Origin of the sequence: Nocardia sp. NPDC004168 (genome assembly GCF_040610355.1) — a bacterium.
In the GTDB taxonomy this organism is placed as follows: Bacteria; Actinomycetota; Actinomycetes; order Mycobacteriales; family Mycobacteriaceae; genus Nocardia; species Nocardia sichangensis.
In genome coordinates this window covers 166373-170532 of record NZ_JBEXME010000007.1, presented here as the reverse complement: position 1 = coordinate 170532, position 4160 = coordinate 166373, and the positions used below count along the sequence as shown (strand labels likewise).

Sequence of the window (4160 nt, the reverse complement as noted above, 5' to 3'; positions counted from 1 at the left end):
CGCATGACCCCTTATTCCTACCCGGACGCGCGCAGGCATGGCGGAACCACGCAGCTCACCGCGTCCGAAATCTGGCTTACATATGCACTTGGTCTGCTGAGAAGCGGCGTACCCCTGCTGTTCGCCGCGCCGTTCAGGTTTCGCGTGTAGCTCGATCAGCCAGTTCCCGGCATCCGAATCGGACACCATTGTGGCCGCTACGGCGGCTCCCACACCTCCTGTTTGTCGGCATTTCCAGTCGTCTCAAAATCTGAAAACAGAACTTTTGAATCTGTGGTGGAGCATCGACACTCTGGTGGGACAAGCTATCTGACAGCAGCCTGGCTGAGTCTAGTCGTATCAAACCTCTCGACCCCGCACGGAAGCCGGTGTTTCGGATCCCGATTCCAGCGACGCGGACCCGTGGCACATCTCGGACGGCGCCGCTACTTCGATCGCGCATCCCCGAAGAAGATCCTGGTTCAGGGCCATGTAACCGAGGAGAGACACCTGCGATCGGGCATAGTACATGCCGGGTCAGGGGCGGAATCAAGCCGGTATGTCCGCGGCCGCCCAGACGGCCGAGCGAGGGGCCGCAGCACCTCCCCTCCTATGCCTTCGATCGACAATGAATTACCAGTCGGCGGTTATAGCAATAAACTGGCAATCTCACTTGTGATCGCCAATAGACACCACTTCCATCAATCGACGCGGCGTGCCGACAATTCCATATGAGTGCCCATTCCGCTACACCCGAACAATCTGTCCCGGGTACCGTCTCGCAGCACATACTTCCGTTCGGCAGCGCGCTCATATCAGGCGATGAATTGTTCCCACGCTTCCGCGTGCGCCGAAGATCGCTGCGGGAAAGGGGTGGTTCCCGAGAGAAGTCCAGCGTCCACCACGCTTTCACGCACGGCCGGACGGCGGTCGATCAGCGCTCACGACGGACATCGTCCCGGTCAGGCCACGGATTCGAACGGCCGATGGCAGGCCGGGCAGGCACCGGCGACCGGCGACCATGCCGGAGCAATCGGTACGACCGCCGTGCCGGACGCACACCGGCACAACGCTGAAGACATTTTGCCCGCAAGGGAATCGGGGCGGCGCCGCAGCCGTGTGCTGGTCCACCGGATACGGCCGCAAAAATTCTTGGTAGGAGAGTTCGGCAAATTGGCGTGGTGTCGCCTGCCGCACGCCAGGACCCGGCGTATGGACAATCACCGGGACGACGCGATGTCCGGCAGCACCGCTCGTTCACTCGCCCGTCCCGGACCGACCGCCGCCATTGTGGGGATCGGCGCGGGCGCGCCGGATCGACGCCGACGTCGCACCGCCTTCTCTGCTTCGATGACGATCGGGACCACGAGCGACCAGCCCAGGCAGGCCAGCCACTGACCACCCGTCAGCGACCTCGTCATCAGCAGATCCTGCAGGAAGCCGATCTCGACCGCGAACACGGTGACCACGACCGGAATCGACAGGATCTTCACCGCGCCGAGAACCGGTGCGGTGACGCCGGACTCCGGGTCGCGGCGCATGACCAGGCCGCTCAGGATGGAACCGAACGACAGCACCACGAACGCCATGGTCATCGGGACACTCGCCGTAGTCGTGCTCATCTCCCCCGGCGCGAGGAGCATCGCGGCGAGCGTCACGGCCAGTTGCAGAGCACCGTAGGCCAGCCACTGCACGAACGAATTCCGGTTCGCGATCGGCTTCGCCGGGTCGCGGGGCGGCTTGTTCATCAGATCCGGCGGCGGCGGATCCAGCATGATCACGGCGACCGGGAACAGGGTGATGAAGAAGTGCTGGAACAGCACCATGAGCGGGGTCAGCGCGACCCCGTCGTTGATGTCGAAGACGCTGGCGACGAGGAACAGCGCCACCAGCGCGAACAGCTTGGACATCTGATAGCGGATATAGGACACGATCTTGTCGTAGATGCCGCGCCCCAGCCGGATCGCGGTGATCAGGGTCCCGAAGTTGTCGTCGGTGAGCACCATCTTGCCCGCCTGCTTGGTGACTTCGCTGCCCGATCCCATCGCCACGCCGATATCGGCCTTCTTCAGCGCGGCGGCGTCGTTGACCGCGTCGCCGGTCATGGCCACCACGTCACCGCCGCGCTGCATCAGGTCGGCCAGCCGCAGTTTGTCCTGCGGGGTGACCCGCCCGAACACGTGCAGATTCGGCAAGGCCGCCGACAACTGCTCGTCGGTCATCGCCTGGAGTTCGCCGCCGCCGATCGCACCGGGCCCGAGGCCGAGTTCGGCGCCGATCGCGGACGCGGTGATCGCGTGATCTCCGGTGATCATGCGGACCTCGATGCCGGCCGCCCGCGCGGTGCGCACCGCCTCGATCGCCTCGCGCCGCAGCGGATCGATGATCCCGACCATGCCGACGAAGGTGAGTTCCCCGACGAAGGACATCGGGTCGGCAACGGCGGCTTCCTCCTGCTCGTCGAGCAAGCGTGCGGCGAAGGCCAGCACGCGCAACCCCTTCTCCGACATGGCGCGATTCGCGGCCGCGATCTCGTGCCGCATGTCGTCGATCGGCACGGCTCGCCTGCCCGGACGGTACGCGGTCGCGCACCGGTCCAGGACGACGTCGGGCCCGCCTTTGACCAATTCGACGAACCGGGTGCTCCCGTCGACTTCCAGGTGGTGGAACGTCGCCATGAATTTGTAGGCCGAATCGAACGGCACTTCGGCGACCCGGGGGTAGGTTCGGCGGGTCAGGGGTGCGTCGACGCCGAGCTTGGCCGCCAGCACCACCAGCGCCGCCTCGGTCGGATCGCCCACGACCTCCCCGCTGTCGGCGACGGTGGCGTCGCTGTCCAGGCACAGCCCGTAGGCCAGCAGGGTGAAGTCCGGCGCCGCCTGCCCGGCGGCGTGGGTGATCGCCCCGGACTTGTCGTACCCCTGGCCCTCGACGGTGTACCACCGGCCGTGGAAGTACAGCGACCGCACCGTCATCTGGTTCATCGTCAGCGTGCCGGTCTTGTCGGAGTTGATGGCGCTCGTCGCGCCGAGTGTCTCGACATCGGTGAGGTTCTTGACGACGGCCTTGGCCTCGGCCAGCCGGCGCGCCCCGTAGGCCAGCATCGCCTGCACGAATGTGGGCAAGCCGGTCGGGATCGCCGACACGCCCATCGAGATCCCGAGCAACAGCACCGCCGTGATGCTCTGTCCGCGAATCGCCCCGATGATCACGATGATCGCCACCGCCGTCCAGGCGACCGCGCCCAGCACCTTCGTCAGCGCATCCAGCTCCCGTTGCAACGGCGACTTGCTCGGGGCGACCGCGCAGAGCATCGACGCGATCCGGCCCATCTCGGTGTCCGAGCCGGTCTCGGTGACCACCATGGCGGCGGTGCCGCGCGTCACCGACGTGTTCTGGAAGACCATGTCGGCCCGGTCGCCCAGGGCGACGTCGGCGGCGCCGAGCGTGTGGGCGTCCTTGGCGACGGGCGCGCTCTCCCCCGTCAGCGCCGCTTCCTGGGTCTCGAGGGTGGTGGATTTCAACAGCCTGCCGTCCGCGGGGACGATGTCGCCTGCCTCCAGTTCGACGATGTCGCCCGGCACGAGCTCGGTCGCGGCACAGCGCGTCAGCGACCCGTCGCGCACAACCCGCGCCTGCGGCGTCTGCATCCTCGCCAGCGCGTCGACGCTGGCCCGCGCCTTGACCTCCTGCTGGGTACCCAGCACGACATTGAGCCCGACCAGCACCCCGACCACGATCGCCGTCGGAATCTCGCCGATGATCACACTGACCACCGTGACCACCAGCAGCATCAGGTTCATCGGATCCTTCGACTGCAGCAACGCCATCGCCCAGACCGACGGCGCGGGTTCCGCGGCGAGCTCGTTGGGCCCGTATCGCTTTCGCCGTTCCTCGACGTCGAGTGCGGTCAGGCCGGACTGCCGGTCCGAGCCGAGAGCCGCCAGCACCGCGTCCGCGTCCTGCGCGTACCAGACCGGTCGCCTCTCCGAGTCGGCCTGACGTACGCGGTACCGCGCTGATTCCGTCGTTGCCATGTCCCGCTGGTCCTTTCTCGGCTGGGACCGCATGGCAGGTTCTCCAGCGCCCGATCCGGACGTGAGCGGGCACGAGGCCCCGATCGCCATGATGTCGCAGTGAGATATCCAGACAACCACGGGCAAGCGATGGGCACACCGGAT

At 66.4% G+C, this 4160-nt stretch carries 1 protein-coding gene; it reads right to left on the bottom strand.

The window, feature by feature from the left end:
• Nucleotides 1-1199: 1199 nt before the first annotated feature.
• Nucleotides 1200-4016: a cation-transporting P-type ATPase gene (locus ABZW96_RS16400; protein WP_355075337.1), complete on the bottom strand. Its 2817-nt coding sequence runs from the start codon at nucleotides 4014-4016 to the stop codon at nucleotides 1200-1202.
• Nucleotides 4017-4160 lie beyond the last annotated feature (144 nt).